Consider the following 21,390-nt stretch of genomic DNA (forward strand, 5'->3'; position numbering starts at 1 on the left):
AACGCCTCAGCGCCGATGATAGTGCGGGTTCCCGTGTGAAAGTAGGTCATCGTCAGGCTCTTACAGCCCAGAAAAGCCCAGCCCCTCAAAGGCTGGGCTTTTTTGCGTTTGAAGCTTCCTGGCACCACTCGCGATGCTCTCGCTTGCGGACAGGAATTCTGCGTGGTCTTCAGCGATTCTGAATCTGTTCTGTGCTGGCGGATGCTGCTCCAATTTTGACGAGTGCCTCCAGTGCCTGGTCGCCCAGATCGTCCAATGAAGACGTGGGGAAAAAGCGGGCGCGAATAGTCTCCATATAAGGCGTTTGCCGCACCCAGGACTTCCATTCGTCAACGCTCATCGTCTGCATTTCAAGCAGCTTGAACTTCACAAGCACTTTGACTGCGTGCCAGGCATGTTTGGGCGGGTTCCGTGCGAATGTGTCCAGCCGGGTTCGCGCCAAGCGCAAGGCTCCGGCAGTCTCGTTGAAGACTGCGCCATGGCCGGGAATCACTCGATGTGGCTTGAGCGTTTCGATCAGTTCGAGGGTCGCTGCGACTTCGCCGAAAGACGGCTCTCCCGCAAGTTCAGGAAATACGACCCCGAATCCGTTCTCCCAAAGCGCATCTGCGGAGATCACGGTTCGCGAACGCGGCTCGAAAAGGATCACTGAATGCGGATCGTGCCCCGGAGCCGCATGGACTTCCCATGGAATGTCGCTCAAGACGACTTCGTGGCCAGGCTGGAGCAGGGCTTCGAAGCGGAAGCGAGGGCAAGTCTGCCCTGTCGCTCTGAAGCTCAGGCCGTCTTCGTCCCAGTTTTCTACCGAAGACGCTTCTCCGGGCGGAATTCGCGTCTCGACGCCTGAATAACGCGTCTGCAGCGCGGCGTTCCCGCCGCAATGGTCGCTGTGCAGATGTGTGTTGAGGATCAGATCGAGCGGCCGCCCGGCCAGGGCCGACTCGATCAACGCTAGCGTCTGCACCGAATGAGTCGCGTAGCCAGTGTCGACTACGGCAGTCTCGTCCCGCCCGACGAAGACGATGTTGTTGGCCGATAGCCATCCACGTTCGAGAACCAGCACCTGCGCTGGCAGACCGTCGACGGTTGTCAAGCCTGCGCGCCCACGCGCAATTGCCGGCGAAGAATCTTTCCGACGTTCGTCTTCGGCAGGGCATCTCGAAACTCGATGAGCTTCGGCCGCTTGTACCCGGTCAACTGGTCGTGGCAGTAGCGCATGACCGCATCCTCGGTCAATGAAGAGTCCTTCCTCACCACGAACACCTTGATGGCCTCGCCTTGCTTTTCATCGGGCACACCGACTGCCGCGCACTCGATCACGCCGGGGCACAAGGAGATCACGTTCTCGAGTTCGTTTGGAAAGACATTGAAGCCGCTCACCAGAATCATGTCCTTCTTGCGATCGACAATCCGGCTGTAGCCGTCTTCTTGCATCACCGCGATGTCGCCCGTCCGCATGAAGCCGTCTGGCGTGAAGGCAGCAGTGGTCTCTGCGGGCTGCTTGTAGTAGCCGGTCATCACGTTGGGACCTTTGATGCAGAGTTCGCCCGCTTCGCCGATGGGGAGCGAGCGACCTTCGTCGTCCTTGATCGCGAGCTCGATGCCGGGCAAGGGCAGGCCGATGGTGCCGGTGAAGGCGGTATTGGAAACCGGATTGTTCGTACCGATCGCGCAGGTTTCGCTCATGCCCCAGCCTTCGATCATCGGGCAGCCGGTGACCTCGAACCACTTGCGCGCGGTGCCTTCCGACGCCGCCATGCCGCCGGCCTGCGAGACGAACAAGGTCGAGAAGTCGACGGTTTTGAACTCGGGATGGATCAGCAATGCGTTGAACAGCGTGTTCACCGCCGGCAGCATGTGGAATGGCCGCTTCTTCAGCACCGCGATGAACTTGTCGAAGTCGCGCGGGTTGGGAATCAGCGTCAGGTGCGAACCTTGGCGGATCGCGAGCAGGCACAGCGTCAAGGCGAAGATGTGATAAAGCGGCAGCGCCGCGATGCTGTTGACCTTGGACAGATCGCCCGCACGGGCCAGCGCCGGTGTGAACCATGCCTCGGCCTGGAGCGTCGCGGCAACGATGTTGCGATGCGTGAGCACTGCACCCTTCGACAAGCCCGTCGTCCCACCGGTGTATTGCAGGAAGGCGATCGAATCGAGCGTGCTCGGGTCGGCCGCCAGCGTGCGGCCGCGCCCCTCCGCGATCACTTCTGAAAACGGCGTGACGGTCCGGCCGTTGTCGAGCGGCAGCTTGTAGGCCGGCACCATTTTCGCGAGGTGTCGGACGGCGATGGTGATCCACTTGCCGTACAGCCCGCCGAGAAGATCGCCCATCGACGCCACCACGACATGCTTCACGGCGGTGCGGTCGATCACCTGTTCGAGCGTGGCCGCGAAGTTTTCGAGAATGACGATGGCGGTCGCGCCCGAATCCGTCAGTTGGTGCTCGAGCTCGCGCGCCGTGTAGAGCGGGTTGACGTTGACGCAGGTGTAGCCCGCACGCAGCACGCCGCACATCGTGACCGGGAACTGCGGCACGTTGGGCAGCATGATCGCCACCCTGGCCCCCGCTTCCAGCCCGCGCGACTGCAGCCATGCCCCGACGGCGGTCGACAGGGCATCGAGTTCGCCATAGGACATCCACCGCTCCATGCATACCGAAAACGGGCGCTCGGCAAAACGCTTGAATGACTCGTCGAACATTTGCCCTAGCGAGCGATATTGTTCGGGGTGGACTTCGTGCGGCACGCCGGCCGGATAGTTCTGTAGCACTGATGTCTGCATGCGGTCTCCTTTGGCGCGGATTGTCGAAGCGAGCTCGTGTCCGCCGCCAGCGGGCTTGTCCTAATGCGGCACCGCACCAGCCGCGCATGCGATAGTCTGACTCATGGTTGCGCGTCTACAGCGATGGTTGGTGGTGGGGTGGCTCGTGATCGCGATCGCGTGGACCAGCTTCTGGTGGGGGCGTTCGATGGGGATCGCCATCGCAGGCCTTCTGGTCCTAGCGTGTGTGCATGCAGGCGTGCTGGCATTCGAGTTCTTCGCCAGCTATCGCGTGAATGCGCCAGATCCCATTCCTCGCGGCAGCGCCGCGCAGTACATCGGCGCATGGTTGGCCGAGTGTGTGGCGGCGCCGACTGTCTTCGGCTGGCGTCAGCCCTTCCGTTCGCAGTCGATCCCGGACCGGCTCCAGCCGGATGCGCGCCGTGGCGCCGTGCTCGTTCATGGTTTCGTCGGCAACCGCGGCTTCTGGAATCCATGGCTGCGTGAGTTGCAGGCGTCAGGTCGTGCGTTCGTCGCAGTCACGCTCGAGCCGGCCTTCGGCTCCATCGATCACTACGTTGAAATCGTCGAGGACGCCATGGCGCGCGTGACGGCTGCGACAGGCCAGCCGCCGCTCCTCATCTGCCACAGCATGGGAGGCTTGGCCGCGAGGGCCTGGTTGCGCGATTCGGATGGTTCGCGCGCGCACCGCATCGTCACGATCGCCACGCCGCACCGCGGCACGTGGCTTGCGCGCTTCGGTCGCACAGTCAACGGTCGCGAGATGCGCGTCGGCGGCGAGTGGCTGCAGAAAATCGAAGGCGAGCGGGCGAGCACGCGGCAAGTGCCGTTCACCTGCTGGTACTCCAACTGCGACAACATTGTCTTTCCCACCTCGGTGGCGACCTTGCCGGGTGCGGACAACCGCATAGTGTCAGGCCGTGCCCACGTAGAGTTGGCTTTCGACCCTCGCGTCATGCGCGAGACCCTGGCGCTCCTGGAGCCCTGAGCCCGACCGTGCAATCAGGCGATGGATCCGGATTCACCCGGCAGCAGCACGTCTGCCTCGATGTCTGGCTGTGTCGCAAGTTGCTCATACAACGCCGTAAAGTCCGGCGCCGTGAGATCGAACAAATGCGCGAAGCTGTCGATCACGAAATAGGTGCTCTGGTAGCTGTCGATCTTGTAGCGAGTCCGCATCGTGCGCAGCAGATCGAGCGGCAAGCGATGCGGCTCGTTGCTGCGGACCGCGTGCTGCAGTTCGCCGACCGAACTCAGGATGCCCGCGCCGTAAGCACGCACGCCGTCCTGCTGGCGAATGAGCCCGAACTCCACGGTGTACCAATAGAGGCGCGCAAGCTTCTCTCCCGCGCCGAGGCCATGCGCCTTCATGCCGCCCTGGCCATAGCGCTGGACGTAGTCGGCGAAGGTCGGATCGAACAGCATCGGCACGTGCCCGAACAAGTCATGGAAGACATCGGGTTCGACGATGTAGTTGAATTCTTCAGGCTTACGGATCCAATCGGTCACTGGAAACTTGCGATTAGCGAGTAGCGTGAAGAAGGGCAGTTCGGGAATCAGCCCGGGTACCGCGACCACCTCCCAGCGGGTGGCCTTGTACAGGCGTTCGTTGATCTCGTCGAAGCGCGGAATGCGATCCTTGACGCCGAGCGAAGGCAAGGAAGCGATGAAGGCATCGCAAGCAAGCCCGGGCAACTGCGCGGCCTGGCGTTCATAGAGCCGCCGATAGGTGTCGTGGTCGGCCGGCGTATAGCTGGCCCAGTCCTGCGGGCAGGTGTAGTCGTCATGGACGGCGCCCCCGCGGGAATAGTCGCCGCGAGGAGGGCGCTCCGATTGGCCGTAGACGGCCGGCATGACCGCGCCTTTGGGGGTGTCCATGAAAGCTCCGATGTTGGGTTACTTGAGCCAGCGATCCATCGTTCGCTGGAATTCGCCGCCGGCGAGCGACAGGTGCAGCCACTGGTCGACGTACGCCTTGAAGGCCACGTCGTCGCGCGGCAGCATCCAGGCCATCTCGCCGTACTGCAGCGGCTTGTCGGGGTTGATGGCGCACAGGCCCGGCTTGAGCTTCTGCTGCGTGATGGCTTCGGCCGATTCGGTCACGAAAACGTCGGCGCGGTTCGCCAGGATCTCGTCGAAGATCGTCACGTTCTCGCCATGTAGCGTGAGCTTGGCGCGCTTGAAATTGGCGCGCGCAAAACGCTCGTTGCTGCCGCCCGGGTTAAAGATCACCCGCACTTCCGGCTTGTCGATCAACTCCACGGTTTGATATTTGGCGACGTCCGCGCAGCGAGCGATCGGCGTCTTGCCGTTGACCATGTAGGGCGAGCTGAAGAAGGCGCGCTTCTGGCGATCGGTGGTCACCGACACGCCGCCGACCGCCATGTCGCATTTGCCCGCCGCGAGGTCGGGCAGCAGATTGGCCCAGGTCGTCTTGACCCACTCCGGCTTCGCGTTGAGGCTCGCGCTGAAGCTGGTCATGAGATCGACGTCGATGCCTTCGTAGCTCGCGTCCGGTTTCTGGAAGCTGAATGGCCGGTAGTCGCCGGGCGTGCAGATGCGCACCACGCCCGCCTTCTGCACCGCGTCGAGCCGCGAAGTGGGGTCGCCTTGCCGCGGCGTCATCGCGCAGCCTCCCAGCGTCAGGGCCGCAGCCACCATACAGAGGGAAGAACGAAACGAAGACGTCGGGCGCATGCGAAGCTCCTATGTGTAAAGGGAGCTTTATTGTGCGGCGGCCAGCACCCCGCGACGGATCTGGTCGAGCTCGATGCTCTCGAACAGCGCCTTGAAGTTGCCTTCGCCGAAGCCGTCGTCGCCCTTGCGCTGGATGAACTCGAAGAAGATCGGTCCAAGCTGGTTCTCGCTGAAGATCTGCAGCAGCAGCGCGCCCTTCTTGCCGTCGACCAGGATCTTGCGCTTCTTCAGTGCAGCCACGTTCTCGCCATGGCCGGGGATGCGCTTGTCGATCAGCTCGTAGTACGTGTCGATGGTGTCCAGCAGCTTCACGCCGGAGGCGCGCAACGCATCGACTGAATGCGGGAGGTCGCGCGAACCCATAGCGATGTGCTGGATGCCTTCGCCACGATAGCTGTCCAGGTACTCCTGGATCTGGCCGGCCTTCTCGTTGCCCTCTTCGTTGATCGGGATACGGATCTTGCCGCAGGGGCTGGTCATGGCCTTGCTTTTCACTCCCGTGACCTGGCCTTCGATGTCGAAGTAGCGGATTTCGCGGAAGTTGAAGAGGCGTTCGTAGAAATCGGCCCATTCCTTCAGGCGACCGCGGTGCACGTTGTGCGTCAGGTGGTCGATGTAGGTGAGGCCGTGGCCTTCCGGCGCGAGCGCTTCGATCGCCGTCAACCCGGGCAACGCCTCGAAGTCCACGTCATAGAAGCCGATGTTGCCGATGTCGCCAGGGGCCGCACCGTTCTTGCCGCGCCAGCGATCGACGAAATAGATCAGGCTGTCGCCGATGCCCTTGATGGCCGGGATGTTCAACTCGCCTGGGCCGGCGCCGGGGGCGAAGCCCCACGCACCGAGCGAGATCGCGCGTTCGTAGGCCGCCTTGGCGTCCTGCACGCGGAACGCGATCGCGCAGATGCTCGGGCCATGCTGGCGTGCGAAGCGCTGCGCAAAGGAATCCGGCTCCGAATTGATGATGAAGTTGATCGTGCCCTGGCGATACAGCAGCACATTCTTGTGACGGTGCTTGGCGATCGGCCTGAAGCCCATCTGCTCGAAGACCTTGCCCATCGCGGCCGGATCGGGTGCGGCGTATTCGATGAACTCGAAGCCGTCGGTCCCCATCGGGTTCTCCCAGGGCGTGAAAGCAGATTCGTCGTTGGTGCTCATGGCGTGTCTCCGATAGGGCGGGGGGTGATTCAGTGTCGCGCCGCGGTTCTGCGGCGTCCGTGTTGAACTGTAAAAGCGCGAGGCATCATGATTTCAGCGTTGTTGCGCCTAGATTGCAGCGAACACGCAGGAATCCTGCGAAAATTCAAGAATGGACGCATTGGACAAGATCGATAGACACATTCTTCGCACCCTGCAGATCGATGGGCGCGCCACCTACGACCAGTTGGCCGAGCAGGTCAGCCTTTCTCCCAGCGCGGTGCTGCGCCGGGTCAAGCGCCTCGAGGAATCGCGTGTGATCGACCGCTACGTTGCCCTCGTCAAGCCAGAATCGGTCGGCTGGGGCCTCACCGCCTATCTCAACGTACGGCTCGAAAAGCACACCGAAAGCCACAAGCGCAATCCGATGGACTTGTTCCGCGCCAGCGTTCAAACTTGGCCGGAGGTCGTCGAATGCGCAGCGCTGACCGGGGAGATGGACTACCTTTTGCGCGTGGTCGTGGCCGACATGGGCCACTACAGCCGCTTCATCATGGACACCCTGCTCAAGCACCCCAGCGTGCAAGACTGCAAGACCAGTTTTGTGCTCGATCGCGTGAAGGTCACCACCGCCGTGCCTGTGTAACAACACGAGCCTGTAGGCCAATGACTGATATTGGGCAGTTGTTCACCAATGAAACGCCAGGGTGCCCTTACGGCCTTGAGAGTTTAGGGAAAACCCTTATATTCGATGCATGCTTACCGCCAAGGCCCTCTTTCTTGCCTCACTCGGCGTCGGCTCGTTCCTGAAGGCGCCGATGGTTGAGGCGCATCCGCGCGCCGCCGCGCCAACCCCTGTGATGGTGCCGATCCGTTCGATCGGCCCGCGCGAGCGTGACCGCATCGCGCAACACCTGCTCGCGCTCGCGCCGCACGACCGCTATCTGCGCTTCGGCTACGCGGCGTCCGACGAGCAGATTCGCCGCTACGTCGACGGCCTCGATTTCGAGCGCGACGAGCTCTTCGGCATCTACAACCGCCGACTCGACCTCATCGCGATGGCCCACCTGGCCTTCGCGCCCGCTGAACAGCAGCAGGACTGCGCCGAATTCGGTGTCTCAGTCTCCGAACACGCCCGGGGACGCGGCTACGGGGCCCGCCTGTTCGAGCGCGCGGTCGTCGTCGCCCGCAACGAAGGCGTCGGCATGCTGTTCATCCATGCGCTAAGCGAAAACGCCGCCATGCTCAAGATTGCCCGCAATGCCGGTGCGACCGTCGTGCGCAGCGGCTCCGAATCCGAAGCCCATCTCGAACTCCCCGCGGCCACCTTCGACAGCCGCATGAGCGAAATTGCCCTGCAGCACTACGCCCAGGTCGACTTCCAGCTCAAGACCCGCGCCAAGCAGTTCTGGGCCTTCCTGGCGGAGCTGCAGGAAATCCGCAGCGGCGTCCGCGCAGCGCGGGATCGTTCGTCCCCCTGATCTCACGGCTCACTCTCAGTCACGCTCCTCAACGGCCGCGCGCAGCGCGCCGCGGTGGTGAGTGGCCGCGGATCCGGCTTGGCCGGTCCGCAGGCCACGCCCCCTTGAAGGGGGAGGCGGCTACACGAAGTGAGCAAGCAACGCGGGTGCCTCATGTATGCTTGTAGTCCCCCAACTTCGCCCTCCCGCAGTGGCAGACCCTCACCCTGAACGCGCGCCCGTCGAACGCGAAGACAAGCGTAGCTTTCTTCAAAAGCTCGCCGAATTCATTCATCCCGGGCCCGACTCGCGCGACGAGCTGATCGAAACCCTCGCCGACGCCGAGGACAACGACGTGATCGGGGCCGAATCGCGCGTGATGCTCGAAGGCGTGCTTCGCATGGCCGACATGACAGCCGGCGACGTGATGGTGGCCGCGCCACGCATGGATTTGGTCAACATCGACGCACCCTTCGACGCGTTGCTGCACCTGGTGATCGACACCGCCCACTCGCGCTTTCCCGTCTACGAGGGCGAAAAGGAAAACATCATCGGCATCCTTCTCGCGAAGGACCTGCTCAAGCTGCAGCGCGCACCGGGCCTGAACATCCGAGCCCTGCTGCGCCCCGCGACCTTCGTGCCGGAAAGCAAGGGGCTGAACGACCTCCTGCGCGAGTTCCGCGGCAATCGCAACCACCTCGCGATCGTCATCGACGAGTTCGGCCGCGTGGCCGGCCTCATCACCATCGAGGATGTGCTCGAACAGATCGTCGGCGAGATCGAGGACGAGTTCGACATCGCCGAGGACGAAGGCGACATCTTCGGCCTCGCGGACCACACGTACCGCGTGTCGGGCGACACTCCCATCGAGCGCGTGGCCGAAGCCTTCGGCATCACCTTCGACGACGAGGTGCTCAGCGAAGACTTCGACACCATCGGGGGACTGATCGCGCACAAGATGGGCCACGTGCCTAAGCGCGGCGAACACTTCGCCATCGGCGCCTTCGACTTCGTCGTGCTGCACACGAAGGGCGGTGCGGTGCGCTGGTTCAAGGTCTCGCCGGCCCGCGGCGACGACGCGGCCGATTGAAAACGCTGATTCGCGCGCTGGGCTTCGGCCTGGCCGGTCTTGCGCAGGCCGCCTCCATTGCCGCACCGTGGAACGGCCAGCCGCTGTGGTGGCTGCAACTGCTCTCGCTGGCCGCGCTGGTCTGGCAACTCGATGCATTGCGTTCGGGTGCTGCCGGCGGTCGCCGGCCGTTGCGCAGCGGAGCGCTCCACGGCTGGCTGTTCGCGACGGCCTGGCTCTGCGGCACCTTCTGGTGGCTCTTCATCTCGATGCACACCTACGGGGGGCTTGCGGCGCCGCTTGCCGCGATCGCCGTGCTCGCGCTCTCGGCAGCGCTGGCCTTGTACTACGCGCTGGCGTGCGCCCTGTTCGTGGCCTACGCGCCATCGAGTCCCTTGCGGGCCGCCGCGTTCTTCGCTGCGCTGTGGACGCTGGCCGAGTTGCTGCGCGGCAGCTGGTTCACCGGCTTTCCGTGGGGCGCGGGCGGTTATGCGCATGTCGATGGACCGCTGGCCGTCTACGCGCCCTGGCTCGGTGTCTACGGCATCGGCGCCGTGGCCACAGGCATCGCGACACTGGCGGCGCTCGCCTTCCGCAACGCCCGCGGCCGCGCATTTGCCGCACCGGTCGCCCTTGCGTTCGTCCTGCTTTGCGTGCCGGTGCTCTTCAGCACCTTGCGCGGGACGCCCTCCGACGATGCGGCCCGTTCACGCGGCCGCATCGGCATCGCGCTGCTCCAAGGCAACATCCCGCAGGATGAAAAATTCATCCCCAGCGGCGGCATCGTGACGGCGCTGCGCTGGTACGGCGAGCAGCTGCAGAAGGCGACTGCACCGCTCGTCATCACGCCCGAGACCGCCTTGCCCCTGCTGCCCTCGCAATTGCCGCCAGGCTATCTGGAGGCCATCGCGGCGCGCTACGCCAGCGGCAGCCAGGCGGCCATCGTGGGCCTTCCGACGGGCAACGGCCAGTCCTACAGCAACGCGGTGCTGGGCTTCAAGCCCGGCGAAGCAACGCCCTACCGCTACGAAAAGCACCACCTCGTTCCCTTCGGCGAGTTCATCCCGCGCATGTTCCGGTGGTTCACGGACATGATGAACATTCCCCTGGGCGACTTCCGCAGCGGTGGCCTCGCGCAAGCGCCCTTTGCCTGGCAGGGCCAGCGTATCGCGCCCAACATCTGCTACGAGGACTTGTTCGGCGACGAGATCGGCGCGAACTTCCGCAACGAGGCCGACGCGCCCACCGTGCTGCTCAACGTGAGCAACATCGCGTGGTTCGGCGACTCGATCGCGATCGACCAGCACCTTGCCATCTCGCGCATGCGGGCGCTGGAATTCCAGCGCCCGATGGTTCGCTCGACCAACACGGGTGCCACTGTCGTCATCGACCATCGCGGCCGCGTCACGCACGAGTTGCCGCGCCTCACGCGCGGCGTGCTGGAGGCCGAGGTCGAGGGCCGAGCGGGGCTCACGCCCTATGCCATGTGGGTGTCCCGCTTTCGTCTGTGGCCGTTGTGGGGCGCGGCGCTGCTTGTCGTCGCGGCGACGCTGATCTTTCGCCGCCGGCGCGCAGACTGAGCCGCGTCGACGGCCGGTCGTCGGTCGTCGATCCATCCGTTGATGATGTCGATCTTCTTCTGCGTCCAGGCCCGCGCATTGAGCCAATAGCGCTCTAGGTTGCGTCCACTATCCAGTGCCGATGTACTCGCCCGGCGATGGTAGCGCTTGCCCGGAACGCTGCGCCGCAGCATGCTCGCGAGTGGGCTGCATGACCGCATGCGCACCGGGCATCGAAGGGGTGCGCCGCAACGCAATGCTTCCCGTATCGTCTCGCCCTCGTCACCACAGGAGCTCCCATGTACTTCGCTTCCCGATTTCGTGCCTTCGCCGGCGCGGCTGCGTTGCTCGCGGCCAGCGCCATGGCCCATGCGCAGACTGCCTTGCCCAACGTCGTGATTCTCGCGACCGGTGGCACCATCGCCGGCGCGGGGGCTTCGGCCGTCAACAGCGCCACCTACTCGGCGGCCAAGGTGCCGGTCGAAAAGCTGCTCGCGGGCTTGCCCGAGTTGTCGAAGGTGGCCAACGTGCGCGGCGAGCAGGTGTTCCAGATCGCCTCCGAAAGCTTGACCAACGACAACCTTCTGACCCTTGCCAAGCGCGTCTCTGCGCTCTCGAAGCAGGCCGACGTCGACGGCATCGTGATCACGCACGGCACCGACACGCTCGAGGAAACTGCTTACTTCCTGACCCTCACGGTGCATACGCCCAAGCCGATCATCGTGGTGGGCTCCATGCGGCCGGGCACCGCGATGTCGGCCGACGGAGCCCTCAACCTGTTCGACGCGGTGAATGTGGCGGCCAGCAAGGATGCCGTCGGCAAGGGCGTGCTCGTGACCATGAACGACGAGATCCAGACCGGCCGCGACGTCAGCAAGACGGTCAACATCAAGACGGAGGCCTTCAAGAGCCAGTGGGGTCCGCTCGGCATGATCGTCGAGGGCCGCAACTACTGGTTCCGCGCGCCGCTCAAGCGGCACACGATGCAGTCGGAGTTCAACATCGACACCATCAACGCATTGCCGCCGGTCGAGATCGTTTTCGGCTACCAAGGTGTGCCGTCGACGGCCATCGATGCCTTGGCCAAGAGCGGCACCAAGGCGCTGATTCACGCTGGCACCGGCAACGGTTCGGTGGCAGACCGCATCGTGCCCGTGCTGCAGAAGGTGCGCGGCGACGGCATCCTCGTTATTCGCAGTTCGCGTGTGCCGGACGGCTTCGTGATCCGCAACGCCGAGCAGCCCGACGACAAGTACGACTGGGTGGTGGCGCACGATCTACGCCCGCAGAAGGCGCGCATCCTGGCGATGGTGGCGCTGACCAAGACCAGCGACACCAAGGAACTTCAGCGCATTTTCTGGGAGTACTAGCTTACCCCCAGGCTTCGCGCACTTCGTGTCGCTACGCCTTCCCCCTTGCAGGGGGCAATAGGCGGACCGGCGGAGCCGGATCCGCGGTATTTCTGCAAGAGGAGGGGCCGGCTGGCTGGCTCTTAAAATGATTGGTTCGCCGCGTGGGGCTCTTCCCTGCCGTGGCCACCCAGGGCTGACATGCTGACCTTCCAACAAATCATTCTCAAGCTTCAGGCCTACTGGGCCGACCAGGGCTGCGCGCTGCTGCAACCGTACGACATGGAGGTCGGCGCGGGCACTTCGCATACGGCCACCTTCCTGCGGGCACTCGGGCCGGAACCCTGGAAGGCTGCCTACGTGCAGCCGAGCCGCCGGCCCAAGGACGGGCGCTATGGCGAGAACCCGAACCGCCTGCAGCACTACTACCAGTACCAGGTGGTGCTCAAACCAGCGCCGAGCAACATCCTCGAGCTCTACCTGGGCTCGCTCGAAGCGCTGGGCTTCGACCTGAAGAAGAACGACATCCGCTTCGTCGAGGACGATTGGGAGAACCCGACGCTCGGCGCGTGGGGGCTCGGCTGGGAGGTCTGGCTCAATGGCATGGAAGTCACGCAGTTCACTTACTTTCAGCAGGTCGGCGGCATCGACTGCCGGCCGCTCACGGGTGAGATCACCTACGGGCTCGAACGGCTCGCGATGTACCTGCAGGGCGTGGACAACGTCTACAACCTGGCGTGGACCGACGGCCTCAGCTACGGCGACGTCTACAAGCAGAACGAGGTCGAGCAGTCGACCTACAACTTCGAGCACAGCGACGCCGACTTCCTTTTCACGGCCTTTGCCGCGCACGAGAAGCAGGCCAAGAACCTCATGGAACAACAGCTCGCGCTGCCGGCCTACGAGCAGGTGCTCAAGGCTGCTCACTGCTTCAACCTGCTGGACGCGCGTGGTGCGATCAGCGTGACCGAGCGCGCGGCCTACATCGGCCGCATCCGCAACCTCGCGCGCAGCGTCGCGCAGAGCTACTACGAGAGCCGCGAACGGCTCGGATTCCCGATGGCGCCGCGCGAGTGGGTCGCACAGATCACGAAGAAGGCGGCCTGATCGATGACCACCCCCAAGAACAACCTGCTCGTCGAACTCTTCGTCGAGGAACTGCCCCCCAAGGCGCTGAAGAAACTCGGCGATGCCTTTGCCTCCGTGCTGCGCGACCAACTCGTCGCGCAGGGACTGGCCGATGCCGGCTCGGTGATGACCGCCTACGCTTCGCCGCGCCGGCTCGCCGCGCATCTGACCGATGTGCTCGCGCAGGCCGCCGACAAGGCCGTCTCGCAGAAGCTCATGCCGGTGACGGTGGGTCTGGATGCATCGGGCAACGCAACGCCAGCGCTGCTCAAGCGCCTGGGTGCGCTGGGCGCCGATGCATCGGCCGTGCCGGGACTGCGCCGCGCCATGGACGGCAAGGCCGAGGCGCTGTTCTTCGAGAGCACCGCCAAGGGCGCGACGCTGGCCGAAGGCCTGCAGAAGGCGCTGGCCGAGTCGATCGCCAAGCTGCCGATCCCGAAGGTCATGAGCTACCAGCTCGAAACCGGCTGCGAGCTGCCGGGCTGGAGCAGCGTCAGTTTCGTGCGCCCGGCGCATGGTCTGGTCGCGCTGCACGGCGACACGGTTGTTCCGGTCGAGGCGCTGGGCCTGAAGGCAGGACGCGAGACGCACGGTCACCGCTTCGAAGCGACTGTCGATCCCATCGTGCTGCGCGACGCCAACCACTACGCGGAGCAACTGACCGACGACGGCGCCGTCATCCCCGGCTTCGAGGCTCGCCGCTCCGAAATCGCACGCCAGCTCGCCGATGCCGCCGTGAAGGTAGGCGGCGGCACGCAGCCGGTTCTCGATGATGCGCTGCTCGACGAGGTCACCGCGCTGGTCGAGCGCCCGAACGTGCTGGTCTGCGAATTCGAACGCGAGTTTCTCGACGTGCCACAGGAGTGCCTCATCCTCACGATGAAGGCCAACCAGAAGTACTTCCCTCTGCTCGACGCAGCCGGCCGCCTGACCAACAAGTTCCTGGTCGTCAGCAACATCCGGCCCGACGATGCCAGTGCCGTGATCGGCGGCAACGAGCGCGTCGTGCGCCCGCGCCTCGCCGATGCCAAGTTCTTCTTCGACCAGGACCGCAAGAAGTCGCTGGCCTCGCGCGTCGATTCGCTGGCCAAGGTCGTCTATCACAACAAGCTCGGCACGCAGGGCGAGCGGGTGCGGCGTGTGATGCAGATCGCGCGCCTCGTCGGCGAACAGTTGGGCGCCGCGAGCGACGATTCGAGGCTGGCCGCGCATGCAGTGCAGGCAGCGCAACTTGCCAAGGCCGACCTCGTGACGGACATGGTCGGCGAATTCCCCGAGCTTCAGGGGACGATGGGTCGCTACTACGCATTGCACGACGGGCTCGATCCGTTGGTGGCCGACGCGATCGAAGATCACTACAAGCCTCGCTTCGCCGGCGACACGTTGCCGCGCAGCATGGTGGGCGTTGCCGTCGCGTTGGCCGACAAGCTCGAAACGCTGGTCGGCATGTTCGGCATCGGCAATTTGCCCACCGGGGATCGCGATCCATTTGCGCTGCGTCGTCATGCCCTGGGCGTGGTGCGCATGCTCATCGAGCGTTCGCTGCCGTTGCAGTTCTATGAACTGACGCGCCAGGCATTCGGGGTGTTCCCGCCGGGCCTCCTGGAGGATCGAAGCGTCGAACTCGACGAGTTCCTCATCGAACGTCTCAAGAGCTATTTCAAGGACGAAGGCTATTCCGCCGTCGAGATCGATGCAGCGGTGTACGTGCGCAAGCTCGGGGTGTGGGCGACTATTCCCAAGCGCCTCGATGCCGTCCGCGCCTTTGCGTCGTTGCCCGAAGCACCGGCACTCGCCGCGGCCAACAAGCGCATCGGCAACATCCTCAAGAAGTCGCCCGAAGCCGACGCCCACGTGAGCGAACTGCTTCTGCACGAGCCCGCCGAGAAGGCGCTCCACGCCGCCATGCAGCAGATCGTGCCGCAGGCCAATGCCCAGTTCGACGAAGGCGACTACACCGCATCGCTGCAGACCCTGGCCGCGCTGCGCGCACCCGTCGACGCCTTCTTCGATGGCGTGATGGTGAATGCCGAGCAGTCCGATCTGCGCCTCAACCGCCTCGGCCTGCTGATGTTGCTGCACAACGCGATGAACCGCGTCGCGCAGCTCGAACGTCTCGCCGCCTGACCCCACAATCGACACGCCATGAAACTCGTCATCCTCGACCGCAACGGCAGCCTCAACGTGCACCGCGAGGACTTCGTGAAGAGCGACATCGAGTGGACGCCGCTGCCCGGCGCGCTCGAAGCCGTCGCCCGGCTCAACCATGCGGGCTGGCACGTCGTCATCGCATCGAACCAGTCCGGCCTCGGCCGCGGCCTGTTCGACGTCGCATCGCTCAACGCCATGCACGCAAAGATGCACAAGATGCTGGCGGCCGTCGGAGGGCGCGTCGAAGCCGTGTTCTATTGCCCGCACAGTCCCGACGAAGGCTGCGATTGCCGCAAGCCGAAGCCGGGCCTGTTCCGCCAGATCGGTGAACGCTTCGGCGTCGATCTGGCCCACGTGCCCACCGCCGGCGACAGCCTGCGCGACCTCCAGGCCGGCGCGGACGCCGGCTGCGAGCCGCACCTGCTGCTCACCGGCATGGGCGCGGCCTGCCGTGGCGTGCCGCTGCCGCCCGACTATCCGCCCAACACCATCGTGCACGAGGACCTTCCCGCCTTCGTCGATTTCCTGCTCCAGCGAGAAGAGCAAGCCGCCCTGAAGGTCGCCGTCTGATGTCCTTGATCCGTTCCATCGTCCACGCACTGTGGATGCTCGTCACCGTGATCCCCTGGGGGATCATCATGTGCGTCTGCTCCATCTGGAGGCGTGGCATTCCGCTGTACTGGATGGCCGTGCAATGGCTCAGCTGGGCCATCGGCGGCGCGCGGGTGTTGCTGGGCATCCGCACCCGCGTCACCGGCATGGAGAACCTGCCGACCGACAAGCTCGCCGGTGCCGTGCTCCTGGTCAAGCACCAGTCGACCTTCGAGACCTTCCTCATGCCCACGCTGATGCCGCATCCCCTGGCCTTCGTGTTCAAGAGGGAGCTGATCTACGTGCCCTTCTTCGGCTGGGCCATGGCCCGGCTCGACATGATCCACATCGACCGCAGCCAGCGCACGCAGGCGTTCAACAAGGTCGTCGCGCAAGGCCGCAAGCTGTTGGAGCAGGGCATCTGGATCATCATGTTCCCCGAGGGCACACGAATTCCGCGCGGCCAGCAAGGCACCTACAAGACCGGCGGCACGCGGCTCGCCTGCGAGACCGGTGTGCCCGTCATCCCCGTCGCCGTCACCTCGGCGAAGGTCTGGCCGCGCAAGGCCTTCATCAAGCGTCCGGGCGTGGTCGACGTGTCGATCGGCCCGGCCATCCCCAGTGTCGGCCGACGGCCTGACGAACTGATGCGCGAAGTCGAGGCCTGGATCGAAAGCGAGATGCGCCGGCTCGACCCCGAGGCCTACGCGCCCGCGGCCTCGGCGGCATCGACGACCGCCTGAACCACCTTCCCGACATGCGCAGTCTGCTGCAGTTCACGCTCGATCTCTTCGACGCTCCTGCAGCCGTCGAGTCGCCGCCGGCCGTTCGCCCGGCCGAGCCCCGGACACCGCCGGCGCCCGGCAGCAACCTGCCGTCGATCTCGCTCGCCGACGCCCTGAGCCCCGCGAGCTTCGTCCACCCGCGCGCCTCGCGCGAACTCATGCTGGGCCCTGCCCGCGTGGCCTACGAGTTCACGCGCGGCAAGCGCCGCACCATCGGCTTCGTTGTCGGGGCCGATGGCCTGTCGGTGCGCGCGCCGCGCTGGGTGGCGCTGCGCGACGTCGATGCGGCCGTGCTCGAGAAGTCCGACTGGATCCTGCGTAAGCTGGCCGAGACGCAGCAGCGCCACGCACGGCTCGAAGCCGCGCGCATCGAGTGGAAGGATGGCGTGACCTTTCCCTTCCTGGGCCAGGACGTGACCGTGCGACTCGACCCGCACCACGCCTTCGACGGCATCGGCGCGGTGCTCGATGCGTGCACGGAAGACGGCCCGCGCACCCTGCGTCTCGCGGTGGCCAACAACGCCACGTCGGCGCAGATCCGTGACGCCGCCCAAGCCTGGCTCATGCGGCAGGCGCGTCGCATCTTCATCGAACGACTCGATCACTTCGCGCCGCGACTCGGGGTGAAGTGGAACAAGCTGTCGCTGTCGAACGCATCGACGCGCTGGGGCAGCGCGAGTGTGGATGGCGCCATCCGGCTGCATTGGCGGCTCGTGCATTTCCGCATGTCGGTGATCGACTATGTGGTGGCGCATGAGCTGAGCCATCTGCGCGTGATGGACCACAGTGCGCGGTTCTGGGAGACGGTGGAGAGCGTGGTGCCGGACTATGAGCTGTTGCGCAGGCAACTCAAGGATGAGCCAGTGCCGCGCTGGTGAGGTGACGCGACGGTCGAGTAGCCTCGTGCCATCCAAGGTGCGAAGGAGACAGTGAACATGTACGTGGAAACAGGCGGCGAAGGTGCGGACCTTCTCCTCATGCTGCATGGAATGGGCGCGACGGGCGCTGTGTGGTCGCCCATGTGCGCGGAGGCCGGCCATCGCTGGAGCGGCCGCTGGCTGTCCCTGGACTTGCCCGGCCACGGCAAGTCCGCCCGACTGAACTCTTATGCCATCGGCCAGTACGCCGCGAGCGTCGGGCGCGCCGCGCTGCCGCACATTCATCCCGAAGGACGCCTCGTGGTTCTCGGACACTCGCTGGGCGGCGTGATCGCTCTGGCCCTGGCGACGGGCTGGTTCGGGATCAGACCGCATCAGGTCTTCGGTGTCGGCATCAAGATCGCATGGAGCGACGATGAACTCCGCCGCATGCAGACGCTTGCCTCCCAGCCTGCCAAGTGGTTCTCCACGGAAGGAGAAGCGTGGGAGCGATACCTGAAGGTCGCCGGCCTTGCCGGGATCGCGAATGCAACATCACCCGTCGCCGCGAGGGGCATCGCGCGTGATGGCGATGGGTGGCGTCTCGCGATGGACCCCGGAGCCCATGCCGTGGGCAAACCGCCTCTGTCCGAACTGATGGCGCTGGCCCGCTGCCCTGTCCATCTCGGTCGCGGGCGAGATGACGCGCTGGTGACGATGGAGCACATGCGTGCCCTCGATCCCGATGCCAGGGATCTCGGACCGAATGGTCACAACGTGATGGTCGAGGCGCCCGGGCGGGTCTGGGATTGGGTCACCGAACCATCGAGACTGGCGGCACCTTCGATCTCGATGCCGAACTGAACATCGGCTCAGTGCGACCCTCCATCGACCACCACCGTTTCCGCCGTTCCCAGGTGCCACTGGCCGAAATCCAGCGCTGCAGGCTGGGTGCTGCGCGCCAGCGCGCGCCGCCGTTCCACCTCCATCTCGAGCAACTCGGTTTCAAGGCAGGCCCGGCGAGCCATCAGCCTCAGTTGCTCGAGGCGCACATTGGCTTCGGCCAACAAGACCGGCTCGCATGAAGCGCAATGGGCCAGCTCGGCTTCATAGAGCGTGCCGTCGGTGGGCAGGGTGATGGAACGAGCGTCGCGAGTGACCTGCCCGTCCTTGACGAGTTCGCGCAGCATCTCGGCGATCAGCTTGCGCAACACGTCCGAGACTCCGTTGAGGTCATTGGCCGACCGCCATGCGCCGCCGTCGCCAAGCCGCCACTCGATGGACTCGATGCGCGAATGCACCTCGTACACCTCGTTGACGCGGCGCACATAGTAGGTCACCGCATAACAGTGGTTGTGGTTCTTCAGGGTGCGCGCGGTGGTGCTGACGTGCTCCTGCTCCTCGAAGGTGCTGACCACCGTGGAGCGTTCGGCTTCCATCGCCTGCGATGCCATCAGAGCGAGTTGCGAGAACTGCTCGGACGCCGTGCGCACGGAGCCACCGCTGGCCACTGAGCTCTCCGTGTCGACGCCGAACTCGCCTTTGACAGTGGGTGCACCCAGGAAGCCCGCCAACCCTCCGCCTGCAGATACCGAGGTGTCGCTGTGCGTGCGGATATCGTTGAGCGTGTCGACGTAAGCCGAGGTTGCTGCAGATCGGCGGCTCTGCGACAGCGCGCTGAGGGTTTGGCGGAACGAGGTGTGCACCGACATGCGCTGTGTCTCGGATCGGGTGCGCCGGTAGCGGTCGAATTCGAACAAGCGCACTTCTTCGCCGGGCAGCAGTGTGGTCGTATACAGCAACGGGCCCTGCTGGCGGCCGATCAGTTTCAGGCAATGCTGATAGGTGACGCGCAGGCGCATCCGCTGCTGCGCATCGCGTGCAACGCCATCGAAGACGCGCGTTTCGTAGAAGTACATGCAGCGGTCGAACGGCAGCCATGGGACTGGCTTGGGGCCGCGGCAATGCTCGGGCGTGGGTTCGGCGCAAGTGCCACCGCAGCCGGTGCATTCGTCGTCCTTGCAAGTCTCTTCGCCAGCGCACGCCTGCAGCAGCGCACGCTCGACGCTGATTCGCCCATAGCCGACTTCCTCGTTCCATGTGCCGCTCGGCTTGGACGGCACGTTGGCGTAGCCATACAGCGCCGGCGAGATCTTGTCGCAAGTGGATTCGATGATGTGACGCGCCTCGACGTTGCTGAGCGACGGTCGCAGCGACAGCAGCAGACCGGCAAGTCCAGCCACGACAGGTGTTGGCCGAGGAGGTGCCGTTGAAGCGGTCATAGTAGTCACCGATCGAGTAGCCGAAGCCGCCAAGCCGATCGGTCGTTGGCATCTCCAGGCACGGCGCGACGACGTCCACGTCGGGGCCGTAGCTCGCGCCCCACCAGGCTTCGGACGAGGCGTCGCCGATCCGCTTGCGCTCGTCGCTGCGATTGCTGCCGCCAACGCACAAGGTGCGGCCGTCGCTGCCCGGGAAGCGAGCCACGTTGGCATCTCGTTGCCCGACGCGGCCACCAGCACCAGGCCCTGGTCGTGCGCGTGCTGCAGCGCGTCGCGAATCAGATCGAAGTCCCAGAAGTTCCACGAGGCATAGACGCCGAAGCTCATGCTGACCACGCGTGCACCATTGTCGGCGGCGAAGTACAGGCCCTCGGCAATGTCGACATCGGCCCAGGTCGCGGTCGCGATCGCCATGATGCGAACGCCGCCGGCAATGCCGGACACACCCTGGCCGTTGTCCAGTCGCGCACCGATGATGCCGGCGCAGGCGGTGCCGTGATTGCCCGTCGGGCTGCCGTCAGGCGTATCGCTGGAGGCGTTCCAGGACAAGTGGATGCACCTCCAGGTCAGGATGCCCGAGTTCCACGCCTTCGTCGATCACCGCCACTGTCACGCTGGGCACGCCTCGCATGATTTCCCAGCCGCGCGGCGCGCCGACGCGCTGCAGCCCCCACTGGAGTGCGAACATCGGATCGTTCGGGTTGAACTCCGACGACGGGGGGCGGCATGACGGCAGCCGCGTCGGCATCGCGATCGGGCGGTCCGGAGCGGCTGGCGGGTGCTCGCCATGTGCCTGGGGCGAGAGCAGCGGAATCGTCTCGAAGCGCACATCCGCGCTGGCGGCGGCAGCCTCATTGGCCCCCAGGACCTTGGCGACAGCCGCGGCCACGTGCAATGTGGTCCGGCCGGCCGTGAACTCCGGCTTGTCGACCTGCACCGTGACGAAGCCGCGCAGGCGTCCGGGCCGGTTGAGGTCGACCGACAAGCCCGCACCGAGAGCGGCGGCGCCGCCGGCCCGTTCGAACGCCGACGTGCGCACGTAGAAGCGGGTGGGGTTGACGGTAAACAACGCCAGTGCCGGGGCCGGGGGCTCGGCACGTTGGGTGTTGCCGGGTGACGAGTTCTTCTCGTCGTCGTGCCGACTGAGCTCGGGACGCAGTGCCGGCGCGATCCATTCGATCAGCTCACTGTCTTCGAGACGCTTCAGCACGTCCTCCGCAAGCGGCGCGCCATCGGTGCGCTTGACCCATGACAACCCTTCGGTCTGGTTGGTCCGTATAAGCGGCGCGTCTTGCGTCGTGCCGGTCTGGACCAGGGACAATTCGAACTCGTCGAGCAGCTTCTCTTTCCTGGCCGGGGTGGCAGCGTCATGCCAGCGGATCGCGAGGATGGACAGGTCGACGCTGCAGCGGCCCGCTGTCGGATGATTGAGGCCGAGGTGCGGCGAGGTTTCGCCTTTGACTTGATTGGCCATGGGGCGTGCTCCTTGGAAGCGTATCGGTTGCCGTCCACTTCGCGAAGGCGGGGGTCGCAGCCGAGAGTGAACG

General features: G+C 65.0%; 19 protein-coding genes. 12 read left to right on the forward strand and 7 right to left on the reverse strand.

Features of this window, described 5'->3' with window-relative positions; genetic code table 11:
* Positions 1–169: 169 nt before the first annotated feature.
* Together QTI04_RS07640 and QTI04_RS07645 are read right to left on the reverse strand one after the other, a co-directional pair.
* Complete coding sequence (locus tag QTI04_RS07640) at positions 170–1,093, reverse strand: MBL fold metallo-hydrolase (RefSeq protein WP_286614881.1); 924 nt, start codon at positions 1,091–1,093, stop codon at positions 170–172.
* Positions 1,090–2,781: an AMP-binding protein gene (locus QTI04_RS07645; RefSeq protein ID WP_286600807.1), complete on the reverse strand. Its 1,692-nt coding sequence runs from the start codon at positions 2,779–2,781 to the stop codon at positions 1,090–1,092. Before QTI04_RS07645 ends, QTI04_RS07640 begins: the two co-directional genes overlap by 4 nt.
* A 103-nt stretch (positions 2,782–2,884) precedes the next feature.
* Here QTI04_RS07645 and QTI04_RS07650 point away from each other — a divergent pair, with 103 nt between their 5' ends.
* On the forward strand, positions 2,885–3,769 hold the full coding sequence (locus QTI04_RS07650) for a triacylglycerol lipase (RefSeq protein ID WP_286614884.1): 885 nt from the start codon (positions 2,885–2,887) through the stop codon (positions 3,767–3,769).
* 14 nt (positions 3,770–3,783) lie between these two features.
* Here the strand turns inward: QTI04_RS07650 and phhA are convergent, their stop codons facing one another.
* Genes phhA through hppD form a run of 3 tightly spaced genes read right to left on the reverse strand, consistent with a single transcriptional unit; the run spans position 3,784 to position 6,633 of the window.
* Entirely contained in the window at positions 3,784–4,659 is an 876-nt protein-coding gene (gene phhA / locus QTI04_RS07655) for a phenylalanine 4-monooxygenase (RefSeq protein WP_286600811.1), read from the reverse strand.
* 18 nt (positions 4,660–4,677) lie between these two features.
* Positions 4,678–5,478: a transporter substrate-binding domain-containing protein gene (locus QTI04_RS07660; RefSeq protein WP_286600812.1), complete on the reverse strand. Its 801-nt coding sequence runs from the start codon at positions 5,476–5,478 to the stop codon at positions 4,678–4,680.
* Positions 5,479–5,505: 27 nt separating this feature from the next.
* On the reverse strand, positions 5,506–6,633 hold the full coding sequence (gene hppD, locus QTI04_RS07665) for a 4-hydroxyphenylpyruvate dioxygenase (RefSeq protein ID WP_286600814.1): 1,128 nt from the start codon (positions 6,631–6,633) through the stop codon (positions 5,506–5,508).
* Positions 6,634–6,784: 151 nt separating this feature from the next.
* On the opposite strand from hppD, the gene QTI04_RS07670 reads away from it, so the two are divergent.
* The 11 genes from QTI04_RS07670 (at position 6,785) to QTI04_RS07720 (ending at position 18,425) form a co-directional block, all read left to right on the forward strand.
* Positions 6,785–7,258 (forward strand): Lrp/AsnC family transcriptional regulator, encoded by a 474-nt coding sequence (locus QTI04_RS07670; RefSeq protein WP_286600815.1) that lies wholly within the window; start codon positions 6,785–6,787, stop codon positions 7,256–7,258.
* Between the two features lie 109 nt (positions 7,259–7,367).
* Complete coding sequence (locus tag QTI04_RS07675; protein ID WP_286600816.1) at positions 7,368–8,093, forward strand: GNAT family N-acetyltransferase; 726 nt, start codon at positions 7,368–7,370, stop codon at positions 8,091–8,093.
* Positions 8,094–8,283: 190 nt separating this feature from the next.
* Entirely contained in the window at positions 8,284–9,162 is an 879-nt protein-coding gene (locus tag QTI04_RS07680; RefSeq protein ID WP_286600818.1) for an HlyC/CorC family transporter, read from the forward strand.
* The gene (lnt, locus tag QTI04_RS07685; protein ID WP_286614886.1) at positions 9,159–10,721 is read left to right on the forward strand and encodes an apolipoprotein N-acyltransferase; all 1,563 of its coding nucleotides are present in this window, start codon (positions 9,159–9,161) and stop codon (positions 10,719–10,721) included. Before QTI04_RS07680 ends, lnt begins: the two co-directional genes overlap by 4 nt.
* Before the next feature lie 278 nt (positions 10,722–10,999).
* A complete protein-coding gene (locus QTI04_RS07690) occupies positions 11,000–12,070 on the forward strand; it encodes an asparaginase (RefSeq protein WP_286614887.1) in 1,071 nt (356 codons plus the stop codon).
* 180 nt (positions 12,071–12,250) lie between these two features.
* Positions 12,251–13,156 carry a glycine--tRNA ligase subunit alpha gene (gene glyQ / locus QTI04_RS07695; RefSeq protein WP_286614888.1) on the forward strand — a complete coding sequence of 302 codons (906 nt, stop codon included), beginning with the start codon at positions 12,251–12,253 and terminating at the stop codon, positions 13,154–13,156.
* A gap of 3 nt (positions 13,157–13,159) precedes the next feature.
* Complete coding sequence (glyS, locus tag QTI04_RS07700) at positions 13,160–15,304, forward strand: glycine--tRNA ligase subunit beta (protein ID WP_286614890.1); 2,145 nt, start codon at positions 13,160–13,162, stop codon at positions 15,302–15,304.
* Positions 15,305–15,322: 18 nt separating this feature from the next.
* Positions 15,323–15,898, forward strand: coding sequence for a D-glycero-beta-D-manno-heptose 1,7-bisphosphate 7-phosphatase (gene gmhB, locus QTI04_RS07705; RefSeq protein WP_286600825.1), 576 nt, complete (start codon positions 15,323–15,325; stop codon positions 15,896–15,898).
* Positions 15,898–16,662 (forward strand): 1-acyl-sn-glycerol-3-phosphate acyltransferase, encoded by a 765-nt coding sequence (locus QTI04_RS07710; RefSeq protein ID WP_286614891.1) that lies wholly within the window; start codon positions 15,898–15,900, stop codon positions 16,660–16,662. Before gmhB ends, QTI04_RS07710 begins: the two co-directional genes overlap by 1 nt.
* 14 nt (positions 16,663–16,676) lie before the next feature.
* The gene (locus QTI04_RS07715; RefSeq protein ID WP_286600828.1) at positions 16,677–17,582 is read left to right on the forward strand and encodes a M48 family metallopeptidase; all 906 of its coding nucleotides are present in this window, start codon (positions 16,677–16,679) and stop codon (positions 17,580–17,582) included.
* Between the two features lie 57 nt (positions 17,583–17,639).
* Complete coding sequence (locus tag QTI04_RS07720) at positions 17,640–18,425, forward strand: alpha/beta fold hydrolase (RefSeq protein ID WP_286600830.1); 786 nt, start codon at positions 17,640–17,642, stop codon at positions 18,423–18,425.
* Between the two features lie 8 nt (positions 18,426–18,433).
* Here QTI04_RS07720 and QTI04_RS07725 read toward each other — a convergent pair whose 3' ends face one another.
* Both QTI04_RS07725 and QTI04_RS07730 read right to left on the reverse strand, forming a co-directional pair.
* Positions 18,434–20,392, reverse strand: coding sequence for a S8 family serine peptidase (locus tag QTI04_RS07725; protein ID WP_286614893.1), 1,959 nt, complete (start codon positions 20,390–20,392; stop codon positions 18,434–18,436).
* On the reverse strand, positions 20,361–21,317 hold the full coding sequence (locus QTI04_RS07730) for a hypothetical protein (protein WP_286614896.1): 957 nt from the start codon (positions 21,315–21,317) through the stop codon (positions 20,361–20,363). Before QTI04_RS07730 ends, QTI04_RS07725 begins: the two co-directional genes overlap by 32 nt.
* Between the last annotated feature and the right edge of the window lie 73 nt (positions 21,318–21,390).

The sequence above is a fragment of the Variovorax sp. J22R115 genome (genome assembly GCF_030317005.1).
Classification (GTDB): domain Bacteria; phylum Pseudomonadota; class Gammaproteobacteria; order Burkholderiales; family Burkholderiaceae_C; genus Variovorax.